Raw genomic sequence first — 16,623 nt, forward strand, 5'->3', positions numbered from 1 at the left:
TTGTACCCTTTTTAAGGGCGAGAATCAGGCTAGTCGGGGCTTTGTGATGAATTTAGACGCTGTTTTACGGAGCTATATTGCTCATCGACCAACCTTATTTCCCTACGAGGAAAAGGAACGTTGATTTTATGCTCTTGAAATGAACGCCAGATTGCACGATTGACATCGGAAAGTACACCGCCGCGACCTTCCGGATCATTTACCCAGAAACCCAATTGCAGATCGATGCCATCGGCACCAAATGCCGCCAAGGTAGCACCCGGCGTGCGATCAGGTCCCTTGCGCACACGTTCCACACTGAGCGCTGCTTCTTGCAGCAAACGTAAAGCAAGATCGATATCGGTACGGTAATCGACAGTGATGCGCGTGGAAACTTGCACCACGCTATCGGTCAGCGAAAAATTCTGCACCGCGCTGGAAACAAACATCTCGTTCGGCACTACCGTATCGGTACCATCACCGCCGCGCAACACTGTGTAACGCGTATTGATTTGCGCCACACGTCCGGAAAATTTATCCAGCGTCACCGTGTCGCCTATCGTCAAACTGCGTTCCAGCAAAATCACAAAGCCGGATACATAGCTGCTGGCGATTTTCTGCAAACCCAAACCCAAACCAACACCGAGCGCGCCACCAAAAACCGACAGCACGGTCAAGTCGATACCGACCATGGACAGGCTCAACAACAAGCCGATCAAAATCAACAAAGCTCTACCCATGCGCGACAACACAACACGCATAGAAGAGTGAATCGATTCGACGCCCATCAAGCGTTCTTCCAGCATGGCCGATGCCCACAAGGCAATCACCAAGGTGATGCAAACCGACAGCAAGCCCTGCAGCACCATCAAGATGGATGTCTTGTTGCGACCAAGCGGGATGGTGGTGTTTTCAAGCAGAGCGACAAGATCAGGCAACAGGCCGGTGATATGCATCGCGACCACGATCCAGATCAACAAGGCAAAGCCTTTGCTGGTCAGTAAAACGAACCCGCCCAAGCGACCACCGTGCGCAAATGCTCTCTGCATGACATACGAAAGCACGCGGATGAGCGCAAATGAACCTACCAGTGGAATCGCAATACGGATCAGATCAACGCCACCGCCCCAACGTAGCAACATCGGCTTGGCGACGACAAGCAACAACAATGTCAGCAATGGCCACAAGACGCGGGTAAAACTTTCCAGCCCCAGTCGACGCATAGGATTGACTTCTTCTTCGCGTGCCGCAATGACGCTACGCGCGAAGCGGGCCAATGCCCAACCCAATACAAAACAAAGGATCAGGGCGAGTATTTGCCAGCGCAAGGCTGGCACGCCCATTTCCGTCGAGAAGTCAGCCCAAAGATTGGAAAGCAGGTTTTGATTCATTGTTCCGTTCAGATTTTACGCTGGCACTTTACGTTCCAGCACTGCGGCAAAGAAGCCATCCGTATGGTGCTGAGAAGGCGACAATTTCAAATAAGCATCCATCGTCAAATCAATTTTTTGTTCGGCCAACACATCACTCATAGGTACTAAAGCAAAGTCATCACGCGACGCCAGAAATTGTTCGACGATCGCTTCATTCTCTTCGTTCAGAATACTGCAAGTCGCATACACCAAACGACCACCGCCTTTTACCAAACGCGCAGCCGCTGCCAAAATCGAAGTCTGCTTCTCGTTCAATTCAATGATCGATTGCGGCGTCTGACGCCATTTAACATCCGGATTGCGACGCAAGGTTCCTAATCCACTGCAAGGCGCATCAACCAATACGCGGTCGATCTTGCCAGCCAAACGTTTTACCTTGGTATCGTTTTCATGCGCGATCAATACCGGATGCACATTCGACAATCCACTACGTGCGAGGCGCGGCTTCAATTTGGCCAAACGTTTTTCAGAAATATCGAATGCGTACAAGCGACCGGTGTTGCGCATCGTGGCGCCCAGCGATAAGGTTTTGCCACCAGCGCCCGCGCAAAAATCGACGACCATTTCGCCACGTTTGGCACCGACGATTTGCGACAACAATTGGCTGCCTTCATCTTGAACTTCAATCGCACCACTTTTAAACAAGGGGAGATTTTGCAAAGTTGGTTTCTTGATAATGCGAATACCTAGTGGCGCAAATGGTGTGAACTCGCACAGAATCGGCGCTTCGGCCAATTCCTTGACAACGTCGTCACGCGTCGCCTTGATTGCATTGACACGCAGATCCAGCGGCGCGGGTTGATTCATCGCGTGCGCGAGTTCCAGCGTAGCGGCTTCGCCATCGCGAGCCACCAATTTATCGAACAGCCATTCGGGCAAATTCGCACGCAACAATGAAGGCAACAAAGTGCGATCAATTTGCATCACGTGATTCAGCCATTCAGTTTCTTCTTCGGTCAAACCAGCGAGCGAATCAACGCCGACCGCATCCGCCAAACCGAGCAAGGTCATGCGACGCATGGTCGGACCATTGCCGGATTCGGCAAAACTTGTATAGACAGCTTTATTGCGCAGCAAGCCATAAATAGCTTCAGCGACGACGCCGCGTTCACGCGAACCGAGGCGTGGATGATCGCGGAAATAGCGCGACAAGGTACCGTCAGCGGGGCCAGTAAAACGCAAAATTTCACGCAATACTTCTTCCGTGTTGTTAATGATCGCGGGAGGCAATCTCATAAAAATTCCTTCATAAAATATTCTTGCAGATGATTCTGCTTAGCTAAGCTGCTTGAGCAAGCTGTTTAATTTAGTGAGCCAGCGGTTATTGGACCGGCAGCTCAACTTTGTCTATAGCGATGCAAGCAATGCCATCAATGAGCGACAAGCGCCCTTCGATAAAGCTGCGAACTGCTTGCGGATAAATGAGGTGTTCCTGCTCCAACACGCGCGCGGCCAAGGTTTCTTCCGTATCGTCTGGCAATACCGGCACAGTTGCTTGCGCCACGATAGGACCATGATCGAGATCGGCGGTCACAAAATGCACAGTGGCGCCATGAATTTTCACACCTGCGGCCAAGGCTTGCCTGTGTGTCGCCAAACCGATAAAACTAGGCAATAAGGAAGGATGGATATTCAACATCCGCCCCGCGTACTGCGCGACAAAACGCGCAGTCAGCACACGCATGAAGCCGGCCAGCACAACCAGATCAGGCGCAAACTCGTCGATCCTGCTTTGCAGCGCGGCGTCAAACGCTTCCCGCGTTGTATAGTCTTTATGCGGAACGACAATCGCCGGAATACCCTGTGCCGTAGCATGATGCAAACCGCTGGCGTCAGCCCGATTGCTGATAACTGCCGCAATCTTCACTGGCCATTTTTCATTTTGCGCAGCCTGGATGATGGCTTGCATGTTGCTACCACGCCCCGAAATCAAAATGACGATTGTTCTCATGGCGCGCATTGTACCGTACCGCGGGCATGCGGGATTTCATCCGCATTGATCAAGCGGAGAAAAACCATCCAAAATATAGGCGGTGAAATCAGTTAAATCGGGCAAAGCCGAGGAATGAAGCAGACAGATCAGCCGCGAGCTAGCGCGGCCGAATCAGGGAAAATTACTGAAAAGAGTAAAACACGCGGAAGGCGACTTTTTTATCCGCCCAAAAATCTGCGGCATCACGGAACACGTCCAGCAATGTTTCGCGCGCTTCCTTGTCGAACTTTGGTGTATTCGGCAATTGTTCTAGTACCACCAGAAAACCTGGTTGCGGCCCTGACTTGTGCGCGAGGCTGGTCAGGCAATCTGACAAGGCATCGAAATTTTTGCCGAAATGCCGGGGAAACTGAAACGATTCAGCAATGGCGGCGAGCACCTGTTGTTTGGTCGTCGCATGCGCGCAGTGCGCGTACAGAAAATGCTGCCCAAGCTGTGCGGCCTCCGCTTGCAGATCGGCCACGCGGAAAGCCCGGATCGATTGCACTACATTTGACGGCACGGTTTTAAACAAACTCATTGTTCCCTCATCTCCAGCAATTTATTATTAACGTCAAACTCAACTTCAATCGCTCAGCTAATCGCTTAGTTAATCGATAACCCGCTTGAAGCTTCTATAGTGATCGGCGGTGTAATAATATTCGTGCGGCCTGCTTTTCTCTCCGCCGGTAATCAACCTTCTTGTGCCACGATTGCGTGCATACGGCGTTTTCACAGTGAATTCGCGATAATACCCGCGCTTTTTCTGCGGCAAAATCTTTTCGTAATTTCCAAACACAGAGCCATCTTTCTCATACGGGAAAGGGCCGCCCTGTTGAATCAATACGATGGTTTGCCGTGCCTCAGCTGGTAAATCCCTGGCTTGTATGGTGCCAAGCACGCCGGAATCGAAGGCAATAGCATTGTAAGAAAGTAATAATGTAGCGAAAAACAGGAAAAAACGTGTGATTAATTTAACTTTCACCGATATTCCTTAGTAAATACGATCAATTCATGGCGATTAGGTGACATATCTGTCTCACCGACAACATGAGAGTAACGTGTTGCGTTTGCGGAATCAACCCGTAAACGTTGGCGATGCGGCCGGTTAAGCGACTGGCTACACCGGATTGCTACTGGTACTTTGCAGCCTTGCTGTTTTGCTCTCGTCCTGAGTCTGAGTTGCAAAGAAGGCCAGAATTTCAGTTTTGTGCGCCATCGCATCTTTTCGCCCCAAGGCAATCAACTCGCAGGTGTAGCTTTTTTCAAACAAAAGGTAGGACGCCAGCGCTGCGCCGCGCACCTCAGTCGCACCTATGCCAGCCAGCAACATGCGTACCGGGCGCGGCAAACTGCCGATATGTTGGCTGGCGATCGTATCCAGACGTTGTGACGGTGCGATGGTCAGCATCTCGACTGGACGCAAGGGTGTTTTCGCCTTCTGTTCATCCGTCAACAGGGACAAAGTCTGGTTGATGCGATTCAGTCGTTCAATATCGCCTGCAATACTATCGAGAAAAATACTCGACATTGCATGACCGGCGATCTGCGCCAGACTTGGGTATTGCGCATTGATAGAGGAATCGATGGCCGGCTCCATCAGACGTCCGGCACCGACCACCAACACTTTGTCTGCGCCCAGATGAATTGCCGGTGAAATCGGCGCCATCTGCCGCATCGAGCCATCGCCAAAATATTCGCGGCGGCCTTCGCAAAAAATCGGCGTCGCTGGAAAAATCAAAGGAATCGCTGACGATGCCAGCAAATGTTCGACACCGATCTGACTACGCACAGCGACGCGCTGCGTACGCACCCATGGTTCGATATCGGCTTCACTTTGATAAAAGGTGATGTGCTTGCCGGCAGTGTAAGAAGACGCAGTCACCGCCAATGCGTGCAATTTGCCATCTAGCAGCGCGGCATCCAGACGCGGCAGATTCAGCATCCGATTCAACAGGCTGACGAGTGGTGTGTTGTCGAGCAAAGAGTTGGGTGGATTTGCGCGCCATTGACGCATCAACCAACCGAAGGACAACAGCGACAACCAACGCGCACCCGAGCGCAACACACCCAGCGAATCGGCTCTATACACTTGCTCGGCTGTGAAGTTTTCCCACACATTGACGACCTTGGTCAGGCCAGCAGTAAAGTCATCGGCATGACAAGCAAGCGCAGTCGCGTTGATCGCACCAGCCGACGTCCCGCAAATAATGTCGTAGGGATTACGCTCCGGAGCCCAGCCTGCTTGCAACAGTATCTGGGATACCGCCTGCAGCACACCCACTTGGTAAGCCGCACGAGCACCGCCGCCTGTCAGTACCAAGCCGATTTTCTTTTGATTTTGCATAGAAACCAATTATTAGGGCGTTTGATGTTTCGGGCAAGTCTCGCGCTTGTTGTTATCGCTAGCGATGAACAACCTAGCTGACGAATACACTTTGCGAATCGGCTTCAATCACCTTTGGCTATGCCTTCGCGTCGCGGATCTGCGCCGCCGAACCAGACCTCTTCGCCGTGCACAGATAAACGCATGATGCCGTGCAAACCTGAGGTCTGTTCTACCACTTCTACCTCATGACCTTTGGCTTTGAGTTGCGTAATCAAGCTATCCGACAAACGCCCCTGCTCCAATTCAGTCGGGCCATTGCGGCTACCGATGTTCGGCAAGTTAATCGCCTGCTGCACGTTCAGTCCCCAATCCATCATGCCTATCAGTGTCTTGCCTACGTAGTTGATGATGGCCGAACCACCGGGAGAGCCTACCGACAGCACCAGTTTCTTCGACTCTTTTTCAAACACCAACGTGGGCGACATCGAACTGCGTGGACGTTTTCCTGGCTGCACGCGATTAGCAATCGGGCCATCAGCATCAACTGCTGCTGCAGAAAAATCCGTCAATTCGTTATTCAACAAGAAGCCATTGACCATCTGACGCGAGCCGAAACCGTTTTCTATCGTGGTTGTCATCGCCAGCGCATTGCCGCTGCTATCGACGATGGAAATATGCGAGGTTGATGGCAGCTCAGGCGAGACATCCGTACCCCATGCAAGTTGCTGCGTAAATGGCATGCCGGCATTCGCGCGACCCATCGATTTTTCGCTGATCAATGCCGCACGCTGAGCCAGATATTTTTTATCCAGCATTGCACGCACGCCATCCCTCGGCAGCGGAACAAAATCGGGATCGGCGATATAGCGATTGCGATCGGCATACGCCAGGCGACCTGCTTCAGTAAACAGATGCACCGCATCCGCATTCAACACACCATCGATAGGTGCAAGTGCGCGCATGTCTTTCGTTTCCAATATGCCTAGCATCTGCGCAACCGCGATGCCGCCGGATGAAGGTGGTGGCATGCCGCACACGGTCCATGCGCGATAGTCACTGCAAATCGCGGTACGCATTTTCGCCTGATAGGCGACCAGATCCTGCACGGTCAAACCGCCGGGATTGGTCGGATGCTGCGTCACCTTGCGTGCGATGTCTTGTGCGATTTTGCCCGTATAAAAAGCATCGGCACCTTCGATAGCAACTTTTTGCAGTGTTGCGGCCAGCGCAGGATTTTTTAATATATAGCCGACTGGTCGTGGCTTGCCATTCGCGTCGTAAAAATACGCAGCGGCTACCGGATCGGTTTTCAAATAAGTTTCTGCTTCCAGCAAGATTGCCAAGCGCGGACTGACGGAAAATCCATCGCGCGCAAGTTTGATCGCAGGTTCAAACAAAGTAGCCCACGGCAACTTGCCGTATTGCTTGTGCGCAAGCTCCAACATGCGCAACACGCCTGGTACGCCCACCGAACGACCACCGACTACTGCTTCATGAAAAGGCATCGCCTTGCCGTCGGCATTTAAAAATAATTTTTCATCGGCGCTGGCAGGAGCAGTTTCGCGTCCATCAAAAGCTTGTATCTTTGCGCCATCGAAATACAACATGAACGCACCACCGCCTATGCCTGAGGATTGTGGCTCAACCAGACCCAACACCATTTGCGTTGCAATCGCCGCATCCAGTGCGGAACCACCCGCCTTCAACATTTGATATCCGGCATCGACTGCCAGCGGATTCGCAGCCGCCACCATAAAGCGTTGCGCAACCCAACCATTCTTTTCGGTATATCCACTACTGCCTTCGGGTTCAATAGGAACCGGCTTGGTAATGGATGTAGTAACAGGCGCAGTGCTGCAAGCAGCAAGCAAAGTGGTGATGAGGAAAATAATGGCAGGCGATTTAATCATGCAGAATTCCTTATACGGAAGCGGGACTGACTGGTCCAGTGTAAACCGCTTGCGCTCTGCTGTCGCGCCGCAATAAGAGCTGCTTAAAATGAATAGAACATTTCAGGCAATAAAAAAGGCAGCCACAGCTGCCTTTTATTTTTACCAATAGTTGCACTAAGGTTTTTCAGGCAAGGGAACTACTATTCTCTCGACCGGTACAACGATAGTCGTCGCAGGTTGAACAATCGTCACTTCAGTCACGCTCGGCTGAGCGACTACCTGCAATCCGGTAGCTGGCAACAAAGGCACGATCAGCAAGGCCACGATATTGATGATCTTGATCAAAGGGTTCACCGCAGGGCCAGCAGTGTCCTTGTAGGGATCACCAACGGTATCACCGGTCACCGCTGCCTTGTGCGCGTCGGAACCTTTGCCGCCATGATGGCCGTCTTCAATATACTTTTTCGCATTGTCCCAAGCGCCGCCACCGGTCGTCATCGAGATCGCCACGAAGATACCGGTCACGATTGCGCCCATCAACAAACCGCCTAGCGCGGCTGGTCCGAGGATCATGCCAACCAGAATCGGTATCACGACTGGCAACAAGGATGGAATAATCATTTCCTTGATTGCCGCTGTCGTCAGCATATCGACGGCTTTGTCATACTCCGGCTTGCCGGTGCCATCCATGATGCCTTTGATGTCGCGGAACTGGCGGCGCACTTCCATCACCACGGCGCCGGCTGCGCGCCCTACTGCCTCCATCGCCATCGCACCGAACAGATACGGAATCAAACCACCGATGAAGAGGCCGACGATCACCAAAGGATTCGATAAATCGAAGGCCGTGCTTTTACCGACCGAATCCAGCGCATGCGTGTAATCGGCAAACAGCACCAGCGCCGCTAAACCAGCAGAGCCGATTGCATAACCTTTGGTCACGGCTTTGGTGGTGTTGCCTACTGCATCGAGCGGATCGGTAATCGCGCGCACCGATTCCGGCATGCCGGACATTTCTGCAATGCCGCCAGCATTATCGGTAATCGGACCATACGCATCGAGTGCGACGATGATGCCGGCCATAGATAGCATCGAGGTCGCCGCAATCGCAATGCCGTACAAACCACCTAGCCAATACGAAGCGAGGATCGCGCCGCAGACAGAAACCACCGGCCACGCAGTTGAACGCATAGACACGCCGAGGCCCGCGATGATGTTGGTGCCGTGACCGGTGGTCGATGCCTGCGCGACATGTTGTACTGGTTTGAAATCGGTGCCGGTGTAATACTCGGTGATGTAGACCATCAAACCAGTCAGCACGATACCAACCACTGCCGAGCCCATCATCGCAACGCGTAATTCAGGCGGCATGACGAGCCACGTCACGATCGCAAAACCGATCAGGGACAAAATCGCGGCCCACCATAAACCGGTGTACAAAGCAGACATGATTTTTTTGCCCGGCTTGGCTTTCACCATCGTGCAACCGATGATGGATGCAAGTATCGATACGCCGCCCAGCAACAAGGGATAGATTGCGGCTTGCAGTTCCATCCCCTTCAACATCAGCGAGCCGAGCAACATCGTCGCTATCAACGTCACGACATACGTCTCGAACAAATCTGCTGCCATACCTGCGCAATCGCCAACGTTATCGCCTACGTTATCGGCGATCACTGCAGGATTACGTGGATCGTCTTCTGGAATTCCTGCTTCAACTTTACCGACCAGATCGGCACCGACGTCTGCACCTTTAGTGAAGATACCGCCACCCAGTCGCGCGAAAATCGAAATCAGCGACGCACCAAACGCAAGACCTATCATGGGTGTGATTGCATCATGCATGGTCGCCGCGTTGCCTGCGCCGTAGGTGATCAGATACACGTAGAAAATTGTAACGCCGAGCAAGCCCAGCCCAACTACCAGCATGCCGGTAATTGCCCCGCCCTTGAATGCGACATCGAGCGCCTCGTTCATGCCTTTGGTGGCGGCTTGCGCGGTACGTACATTTGCCCGCACCGAAACATTCATGCCGATAAATCCGCAAGCGCCGGATAACACTGCACCGATTAAAAATCCAATCGCAGTTTTCAAGCCCAGACCAGGCACGATGGCAATGATGACGAATAGCACCGCACCGACAATCGCAATCGTGCGGTACTGACGTGCCAAGTATGCAGCTGCGCCTTGTTGAATTGCGCTGGCGATTTCCTGCATTCGGGGATTGCCGGCATCCTGTTTCAGGATCCAGCTACGTGAGATCAAACCATAGATGACGGCAATGACGCCGCATGCAATGGCGAACCAGATGCTTGATGCCATATCGACTCCTCCAATTTTTTACCGACTTAGTTAATCACTACGACATTTACGACAGACATTAAAAAATGCCTTACGAACTGCGTACTGCAAAACTTTCCGTCGCCCTTTTTATTTTTGGATGCCAGGGCTGGCTGAGTCTGATGCTGCCATCAATATATGTTCATGCTATAGCGATACGAGAGCAAGAACAAGTGGTGCAAAACTGGGATAAAAACGTAATACAAAACTCGTTACAAATGCGAATCGCGAACATGAAAAAAGCGGACACATGGTCCGCTTTTTTTCTTTAGCCTTCCAACGCTTTAAAAGCGCTGTCGCGAATTTGATCGACTGGGCCGACACCGGCGATCTTGCGATACTTAGGCGCGCCCGGTTTGCCGGATGCTGCCCATTGGTTGTAGTAGCCAACCAGCACTTCTGTTTGATCGTGATAAACCGACAAACGCTTTTTGACGGTTTCTTCCTTGTCGTCATCACGCTGGATCAATTCTTCACCGGTGATGTCATCGCGGCCTTCCGCTTTTGGCGGATTGAATTTGACGTGATAAGTACGACCCGACGCAGGATGCACGCGGCGACCGCTCATGCGCTCAACAATTGCTTCATCCGGCACATCGATTTCCAGAACGTAATCGATAGTCACACCAGCATCCTTCATCGCGTCTGCTTGCGGAATGGTGCGGGGGAAACCGTCGAACAGATAACCATGCGCGCAATCAGGATTTTTCAATCTGTCTTTAACCAGGCCAATGATGATGTCATCAGAAACCAGGCCGCCTTCGTCCATGATTTTCTTAGCGGCAATACCTAATGGCGTGCCAGCCTTGACCGCAGCGCGCAACATGTCGCCGGTCGAAATTTGTGGAATGTTGAATTTTTCTTTGATGAAACCAGCTTGCGTGCCTTTACCGGCACCAGGCGCTCCTAAAAGGATGAGGCGCATGAATAATTTTCCTAAAACGAGTTTTTGAATTCTATTACCGAAGGGCGCAAAAGCGGCACCGGGGATAGTCTTGATCTACAGATATAAGCTATTAACTTTGCACGAAACTTACCACAAAATTATATCAAATCGATGCTTTGCCGATGCTGCGTCGCAGCACAAATCATCATCATTGACCGAAATAACGACGCACACGCTCCAAATCTTCCGGCGTATCCACACCCGCGGCAGGCGCATGCGGCGTGACGTGCACCGCAATCGGCACGCCATGCCACAACACGCGTAATTGTTCCAACGCTTCGACTTGCTCCAAAGGCGAAACCGCCAGTTGCGGATATTCTTGCAGAAAATCGTTACGGTAAGCGTAGATACCGATATGGCGCAGCGGTGCATAAGCAGCCGGCATCACATCCTTGCTTTGTGCAAATCCATCGCGATGCCAAGGAATCGTCGCCCGCGAAAAATAAAGGGCGCGTCCGGATTTATCCAGCACTACTTTCACCACATTCGGATTGAATGCTTCTGCCATGTCGGTTAACGCATGCGCGGCAGTCGACATCGGCACATCATGCGCGATCAAACGCGCGGTCGCAGCAATCAGCGATGGATCAATCAAAGGTTCATCGCCCTGCACATTGACCACCACCGTATCAGCCGACAAGCCGAGCGCAGCCGCTACTTCGGCAATACGATCAGTACCGGATGGATGATCGGCGCGTGTCATTTGCACCGCAATATTATTTTGCGTACACGCAGAAAAAATATCCGCATGATCGGTAGCAACAATGACCTGAGATGCGCCTGATTGCATCGCACGCTCAGCCACGCGCACGATCATCGGCTTGCCGCCGAGATCTGCCAGCGGTTTGTTCGGTAAGCGAGTGGATGCGAGACGGGCAGGAATAATGACAGTGAAGGACATCAGTGGATTCCGGAAAAGCGCGGCCGGCCTTAGCCGACTGAAGGTGGTGCTTGCAGATCGCGTGCTTGGTCAGCCCACATGATAGGGATGCCATCGCGTATCGGATAAGCGAGTTTGTCGGCGTTACAAATCAGTTCTTGCGCTTTTTTGTCGTGCTCCAGCGGCCCTTTGCAAATCGGGCAAACCAGAATATCAAGCAGGCGAGTGTCCACGGAGTTTCTCCACAATTCTTTTGGCAAACGGGTTATCAAGATGCGCCGTTACGGGTACGACCCAGATACGCGGGTCGTTTCTTATTGCATCATTCTGCCGACATTTTACTGCATCCTTTTCCGTGATCAGAATCACGTCTGCGGCGACATCGGTAAATGGATTATCGAGGTAATCGTAATGATCAGGCAAAGGCATCTCTTCGAACTGCAATCCGGCATCGCTTAGTTGCGTGAAAAATCGCTTGGGATTACCGATCCCAGCCGCTGCCAGAATGCGCGCAGGAGAAAAACCGGTAGTCGCGGCAGAAAACGATCGCAGCGCGCGCGACAAGGCGTGGCCTTCTTCAGTGCTGGAGGTAGCCAAAGGTTCGGCCATCACGCCCGACAAATGCATTTGAAAAACATCAGCAGGCATGCGTGTTTTTTCTGCAGAGCCATTCAGCACGGTGAAATCACGGCGACGCGATGCAGGTTCGCGCAATGGTCCAGCCGGCAGCAACCAGCCATTCCCAACACCACGCGCATCAAACAAAACGATCTCGATATCGCGCGCCAAACGGTAGTGCTGCAAGCCGTCATCTGAAACGATCACATTGACTTGCGGATGTGCCGCCAGCAATGCCGTCGCCGCAGCGATGCGATCACGTCCCACCACCACCGGGCACTGCGCTCTGTATGTAATCAATAAGGGTTCGTCACCCACATCTTGCGCCAGCGATGATGCCGTCACTTCTTGCGGCAACGAATTCTTGCCGCCATAACCGCGCGAAATCACACCCGGTGTATAGCCAGCTTGCTGCAAGGTTTGCACCAACCAGATCGTCAATGGGGTTTTACCAGTGCCCCCAACAAAAATATTGCCGACGATCACAACCGGAACAGGAACGCGCTGCGCTTTGGAAATACCGACACGATAAGACCAGCGACGCACACCAGCCAATCCGCCAAATAGCCAGGAGATTGGCAACAGCATGCGCGCAGACCAGCCGCGATGCGTCCATGTTCGTGTCAGAAAATCTTCTAGAGAGGAACGTTCAGCCAAGAGCCAGCTTCCGTGTATGAAGGTGTTGCAGGAAAGACGCGGCGATCAAACACCGCGCCATTACGCGCTTACTTTGAGATAAAACTTCGCTGCTATAAAACTATTTCTTGCCGCTGGTTTGCGCTGCGAATGTCACCTTGGAATAACCGGCGATGCGCGCCGCTTCCAACACATTAATCACGGTTTGATGCGTGGCAGTCGCCTCAGCTGCAATGATCACAACAGGGTCAACATTGGCTTTGCCGGATGCCGCTGCAGCCGCAATCAATTCGGCAGCCAAGGCTTCCGGATTTTGTACCGCAACACGCGTGTTATTGATCGCATAACGACCTTGCGCATCAACGATGACGTTGATTTCAAATGGCCGCTCCATCGCCTTTTCTGCATCCGCAGTCGGCAAGGTAATTTGCAGCGCAGTGAACTTGCTATAGCTGGTCGAGACCATCAAAAAAATCAGGATCACCAACAAGACGTCGATGAAGGCGATCAGATTGATTTCGGGATCTTCGCGACCCTGCCCTTTGCGAAAATTCATGAGAGGCTTCTTTCAGTGATTTTTCAGGGACTTACTTGCGTGCGCCGTGCACGATGTCGACGAACTTCACAGCTTGCTGTTCCATGTCGATGATGAAGCTATCAACCAGCGCGCGGAAGTGACGATAGAAAACCAGCGAAGGCATCGCGATCGCCAGACCGAAACCGGTGTTGTACAAGGCAATCGAAATACCATGCGCCAGTTGCGTAGGATTCGCGCCTGTGCCAGTCGCGTTTTGCGATCCGAAGATTTCAATCATGCCGACCACGGTGCCGAACAAACCCATCAACGGTGCCAGCGTAGCGATCGTACCGAGCGTGGTCAGGAAGCGTTCCAGCTCATGCGCCGTGCCGCGACCCGCTTCTTCTATCGATTCTTTCATCACATCACGCGGTGCATCGACGTTGCGCAAACCTGCTGCCAGTACACGTCCCAGCGGCGAATTCTGTTCCAGCGTATTGATCACATTCGCATCGATCTTGCCGTTGTGATAAACCCGCACGACTTCGTCCAGCAGCTTGGGCGGCAAAATACGGGCGCGACGCAAGTAGATAGAACGTTCAATAATCAGGGTCAGAGCAATAACAGATGCGATCAGCAACAGCCAGATTGGCCAGCCTGCTGCTTGAATAATGGCGAGCAAAGTAAGCTCCTTCTTTGGTTCAATGATGATGGATGGAGAATGTAACGGTTTGGCGCAGGGAGAGCAAGTTATGCCTGCATTCGCCTGTCACGCTTTAGCCAGTATTCACAAGATGACTATGCTCAATGTTAACCGGCATCGGCAAGACGCCCGGAAAATCTTTGGCTTATGTGCGATGTGGGGACCAAAGGTTGTGCACAATTTCTGTGGATAACATTGTGTGCAACTGTGTTTAAGTGATCAAAGCGCTTGATTTCAAAGAAGATTTTTTCACTGCATACAAATGAGGCTGTGCACATCTTGCGCTTCCAGACAAACCAGCCTGAAGATATCCATCGAAATTGAATATTCGCTCAAGTAACAAGATCGATCTTCAGTATCTTGATGCGGTAGTTGAGTTGGCGTAGCGTCAAACCGAGTAACTGCGCAGAACGCGATTTGTTATTACCGCATTCGGCCAGCGCGGCAACGATTTGTTCACGCTCGTCTGATCGCACCGGCTGCGTGGTTCTTACGGCCCGCGACTCTACATGCAGACTAGACAATGCAGCATCGACAGCGCGCTCTGACTCCAGCACCGCTACTACATGGTCGGCTTCAATCTCGGGCTGCTCAGCCAACAAGACCAGACGTTCGATGATATTTTGCAGCTGGCGGATATTGCCCGGCCATTGAAACTTGAGCAGTTTCTCCATCGCGCCAGCGGTCAAACTGGCATGACGTTGAAAGGTCTCATTCGCCAGATGAATAAAATGACGCGCCAAGGCTGGAATATCTTCGGGCCGCGCGCGCAGTGCCGGCAATTTGACCGGCACCACATTCAACCGATAAAACAGATCGAGACGGAAACGCCCTGCCGCAACTAACTGCTGCAGATCGCGATTGGTGGCTGCAACGATGCGCACATTCACCGGCAACTCCTTGCGTCCACCGACGCGCTGGATTTGATGCTCTTGCAAAGCCCGCAGCAACTTGACCTGCATCAGCATAGGCAAGTCGCCTACCTCATCCAGGAAAAGTGTGCCGCCGTCCGCATCTTCAAAACGTCCCGGCTTGGTGGCATGGGCACCGGTGAACGAACCTTTTTCATGGCCGAATAATTCAGACTCAAAAAGATTTTCTGGAATCGCGCCGCAATTCACCTTAACGAAAGGTGCGTCGCGTCTGTCACTCGCCATGTGCAACGCGCGTGCAAAGAGTTCTTTGCCGGTCCCTGATTCGCCCAGTAATAAAACGGTAGCGACGGTCCGTGCAACTTGAGTGATCTGACGCAGAGCTGCGCGCGATGCCACCGACTCGCCGATAATGCCGCCGCTCTGTGCGTGTTGACTCAGGGCTTTTTTCAGCTCGCGATTTTCCACAGTCAACGCAGCGGTGCGTCGCTCTACCTGTTCATTAACCAGATGTTCAATACGCAATAACTGTGCAATTTGCGCCGCGACCAATCTGACCGTGACCAGATCATCGCTGAGCGGTCTATGCAATCCGCGGAAACGATTAATAGCTAATACACCACGCACCGTACCGTTGACGATGATGGGCAAAGCGAACATCGAGATGATGCCTTTCGGCAGCGTATCGCGATCAACGGTACGCGCCAGATAATTCGGCTCCGCATCAATGTCTTGAATGATCGCCATTTCACCTGATTGAAAAACCTTGCCGGTGACACCCTCGCCTGGACGAAATACACCACGCTTGATTTCTTCCTCACTAAGCCCGTAGGAATATCGAATCACCAGCCGCTGCTTCTGTGGTTCAAATAGAAAAAGCCGGCCACGATTCAGGCCAAGAAATTCCGACAGCAAATGCAGCATGTTACGAATCGCCACCGCTGGATCAATGCTCTTGCCGATCTGCTTGGATATTTCGCGCGTGACAAACAGTTGCGCTTCGGACCAATCGACAATGCCGTGTACGTTCTTCTGCAACTCGGCTTGCGCAGTCGAAGGTCTTAGTCGCTCGCCGACTATGCCCTGCTCTTTTGATTCTGCTTTCATAACCACCTCGCATCGCTACACATTTGACAATGTGTAAGCAATGTCCCTGCCAACAGAATTCAGCATCATCATTTGTAGAGCAGCAAGCATTTGCGCCATGCTCGTGCAAAACCAGCTTGTTATATGGAAATCATTCGTGCTTTGCGCTAAACCAAGGCATCAAAAACACAACATTTCCATCAAAGAACAATTTAGGGGCGTGTTGACAAAGCCGACCATTGTTAACAATTTTGTTAACACTATGCGCGTTTGATTCGCGCACTTAACACCCCAAGTCAGGCTCAAATTCCATCTCAAAATCGCGGGATTTGTTGCGATTTTCATCATTCAAAAATTACTGTTCCTTCGTCTTTTATAAATGAATTCTCCTATGAAAAATATGATTTATCCGAACGCGTA

The 16,623-nt window shown here is 52.0% G+C and carries 15 protein-coding genes; all 15 read right to left on the reverse strand.

What is annotated here, in order from left to right; all coding sequences use genetic code 11:
• Positions 1-29 precede the first annotated feature (29 nt).
• The gene (locus Q7T66_RS05190) at positions 30-1,370 is read right to left on the reverse strand and encodes a mechanosensitive ion channel family protein (RefSeq protein WP_304932247.1); all 1,341 of its coding nucleotides are present in this window, start codon (positions 1,368-1,370) and stop codon (positions 30-32) included.
• Between the two features lie 15 nt (positions 1,371-1,385).
• Complete coding sequence (locus tag Q7T66_RS05195; RefSeq protein ID WP_304932248.1) at positions 1,386-2,648, reverse strand: RsmB/NOP family class I SAM-dependent RNA methyltransferase; 1,263 nt, start codon at positions 2,646-2,648, stop codon at positions 1,386-1,388.
• Positions 2,649-2,733: 85 nt separating this feature from the next.
• Positions 2,734-3,363, reverse strand: a complete 630-nt coding sequence (gene purN / locus Q7T66_RS05200; RefSeq protein ID WP_304932249.1) for a phosphoribosylglycinamide formyltransferase — start codon at positions 3,361-3,363, stop codon at positions 2,734-2,736.
• 163 nt (positions 3,364-3,526) lie between these two features.
• Positions 3,527-3,925, reverse strand: a complete 399-nt coding sequence (locus Q7T66_RS05205; RefSeq protein WP_304932250.1) for a barstar family protein — start codon at positions 3,923-3,925, stop codon at positions 3,527-3,529.
• Positions 3,926-3,994: 69 nt separating this feature from the next.
• Complete coding sequence (locus tag Q7T66_RS05210) at positions 3,995-4,369, reverse strand: ribonuclease domain-containing protein (protein ID WP_304932251.1); 375 nt, start codon at positions 4,367-4,369, stop codon at positions 3,995-3,997.
• A 135-nt stretch (positions 4,370-4,504) separates the two neighbouring features.
• Positions 4,505-5,731, reverse strand: a complete 1,227-nt coding sequence (locus Q7T66_RS05215; RefSeq protein ID WP_304932252.1) for a patatin-like phospholipase family protein — start codon at positions 5,729-5,731, stop codon at positions 4,505-4,507.
• A gap of 104 nt (positions 5,732-5,835) precedes the next feature.
• Positions 5,836-7,623 (reverse strand): gamma-glutamyltransferase, encoded by a 1,788-nt coding sequence (gene ggt / locus Q7T66_RS05220; protein WP_304932253.1) that lies wholly within the window; start codon positions 7,621-7,623, stop codon positions 5,836-5,838.
• Between the two features lie 156 nt (positions 7,624-7,779).
• On the reverse strand, positions 7,780-9,927 hold the full coding sequence (locus tag Q7T66_RS05225; protein ID WP_304932254.1) for a sodium-translocating pyrophosphatase: 2,148 nt from the start codon (positions 9,925-9,927) through the stop codon (positions 7,780-7,782).
• Between the two features lie 286 nt (positions 9,928-10,213).
• On the reverse strand, positions 10,214-10,870 hold the full coding sequence (gene adk / locus Q7T66_RS05230) for an adenylate kinase (protein ID WP_304932255.1): 657 nt from the start codon (positions 10,868-10,870) through the stop codon (positions 10,214-10,216).
• Positions 10,871-11,039: 169 nt separating this feature from the next.
• Positions 11,040-11,792 (reverse strand): 3-deoxy-manno-octulosonate cytidylyltransferase, encoded by a 753-nt coding sequence (gene kdsB, locus Q7T66_RS05235; protein WP_304932256.1) that lies wholly within the window; start codon positions 11,790-11,792, stop codon positions 11,040-11,042.
• Between the two features lie 29 nt (positions 11,793-11,821).
• Positions 11,822-12,004, reverse strand: a complete 183-nt coding sequence (locus Q7T66_RS05240) for a Trm112 family protein (protein ID WP_304932257.1) — start codon at positions 12,002-12,004, stop codon at positions 11,822-11,824.
• The gene (gene lpxK, locus Q7T66_RS05245; protein WP_304932259.1) at positions 11,985-13,046 is read right to left on the reverse strand and encodes a tetraacyldisaccharide 4'-kinase; all 1,062 of its coding nucleotides are present in this window, start codon (positions 13,044-13,046) and stop codon (positions 11,985-11,987) included. Before lpxK ends, Q7T66_RS05240 begins: the two co-directional genes overlap by 20 nt.
• Before the next feature lie 100 nt (positions 13,047-13,146).
• Positions 13,147-13,581: a biopolymer transporter ExbD gene (locus Q7T66_RS05250; protein ID WP_304932260.1), complete on the reverse strand. Its 435-nt coding sequence runs from the start codon at positions 13,579-13,581 to the stop codon at positions 13,147-13,149.
• Between the two features lie 31 nt (positions 13,582-13,612).
• Positions 13,613-14,224: a MotA/TolQ/ExbB proton channel family protein gene (locus tag Q7T66_RS05255; protein WP_304932261.1), complete on the reverse strand. Its 612-nt coding sequence runs from the start codon at positions 14,222-14,224 to the stop codon at positions 13,613-13,615.
• A 353-nt stretch (positions 14,225-14,577) separates the two neighbouring features.
• Positions 14,578-16,224, reverse strand: coding sequence for a sigma-54-dependent Fis family transcriptional regulator (locus Q7T66_RS05260; RefSeq protein ID WP_304932262.1), 1,647 nt, complete (start codon positions 16,222-16,224; stop codon positions 14,578-14,580).
• Positions 16,225-16,623: the final 399 nt, after the last annotated feature.

It is taken from the genome of Herminiimonas sp. (genome assembly GCF_030655415.1).